Genomic DNA, 1,462 nt, shown 5'->3' with positions numbered 1-1,462 from the left:
AGACAGGTGGTGCATGGTTGTCGTCAGCTCGTGTCGTGAGATGTTGGGTTAAGTCCCGCAACGAGCGCAACCCCTAAGATTAGTTGCCAGCACGTAAAGGTGGGAACTCTAATGTGACTGCCGTTGACAAAACGGAGGAAGGTGGGGATGACGTCAAATCATCATGCCCCTTATGTCCTGGGCTACACACGTACTACAATGGCCGGTACAGACGGAAGCGAAGCCGTGAGGTGGAGCAAACCTGAGAAAGCCGGTCCCAGTTCGGATTGTAGTCTGCAACTCGACTACATGAAGTCGGAATCGCTAGTAATCGCAGGTCAGCATACTGCGGTGAATACGTTCCCGGGCCTTGTACACACCGCCCGTCACACCACGAAAGTTGACAACACCCGAAGCCGGTGAGCTAACTCTTAGGAGAGGCAGCCGTCGAAGGTGGGGTTGATGATTGGGGTGAAGTCGTAACAAGGTAGCCGTATCGGAAGGTGCGGCTGGATCACCTCCTTTCTAAGGAGTACCTTGAGCCTTAAGCTCAAGAAACTCTGGTCGATCATTTATCATCTACCTGTTTAGTTTTGAGAGACTAAAAAACTTATGGGACTATAGCTCAGCCGGCTAGAGCGCACGCCTGATAAGCGTGAGGTCGGTGGTTCGAGTCCACCTAGTCCCACCATATATAAGTCTTAAGTGGGGGTATAGCTCAGCTGGGAGAGCACCTGCCTTGCAAGCAGGGGGTCAGCGGTTCGATTCCGCTTATCTCCACCATCTCTATCTCTCAATGTAAAAAATGTTCCTTGAAAACTGAACAGTGAAAAGTAAAGCGTCGTAGTAATACAATTTTGCAGGATACAGCAATGTAGCCGAGCAAATGAGATGCGAGAAGTGAGAGGTTGGAAGTGGGAAATGCCGCGGAAAACATTAAGCTAATTACATCTCGAAAAGTAAGAAAAGTAAGTAGGTCAAGAAGAAAAGGGCACATGGTGGATGCCTTGGCGCTAAGAGCCGAAGAAGGGCGTGGAAAGCTGCGAAAAGCCACGAGGAGCCGCAAGCAGGCGTTGATCCGTGGATACCCGAATGGGGCAACCCGGCGGAGCAAAACTCCGTCACCCTATGCTGAACACATAGGCATAGAGGAGGGCACCCGGGGAACTGAAACATCTAAGTACCCGGAGGAAGAGAAAGAAACATCGAACCCCCAAGTAGCGGCGAGCGAAAAGGGGCGAGCCTAAACCAGAATTCTTCGGAAATCTGGGGTTGCGGGACCTTCATCACGTAATTGCTAGTCCTAGTCGAAGCCACCTGGAAAGGTGCTGCACAGAAGGTAAAACACCTGTAGACGAAAGGACGAAGATTGCAGAAGGAATCCCAAGTACTGCGGGACACGAGAAACCCCGTGGGAATCAGGGGGGACCACCCCCCAAGGCTAAATACTCTTAGCGACCGATAGTGAACAAGTACCGTGAGG

The 1,462-nt window shown here is 51.4% G+C and carries 2 tRNA genes and 2 rRNA genes; all 4 read left to right on the top strand.

What is annotated here, in order from left to right:
• Window positions 1-504: ribosomal RNA gene (locus P6N53_RS18440) — 16S ribosomal RNA — on the top strand; the annotation flags it as partial.
• An 89-nt stretch (window positions 505-593) separates the two neighbouring features.
• Window positions 594-670, top strand: a tRNA-Ile gene (locus P6N53_RS18435).
• A gap of 16 nt (window positions 671-686) precedes the next feature.
• Window positions 687-762 (top strand) — tRNA-Ala (locus P6N53_RS18430).
• Window positions 763-954: 192 nt separating this feature from the next.
• Window positions 955-1,462: ribosomal RNA gene (locus P6N53_RS18425) — 23S ribosomal RNA — on the top strand; the annotation flags it as partial.

The organism is Desulforamulus aquiferis, assembly GCF_030577015.1.
Classification (GTDB): domain Bacteria; phylum Bacillota; class Desulfotomaculia; order Desulfotomaculales; family Desulfotomaculaceae; genus Desulfotomaculum; species Desulfotomaculum aquiferis.
Note: the sequence above shows the minus strand (reverse complement) of the source record. Positions and strands in the feature narration are given on the sequence as shown.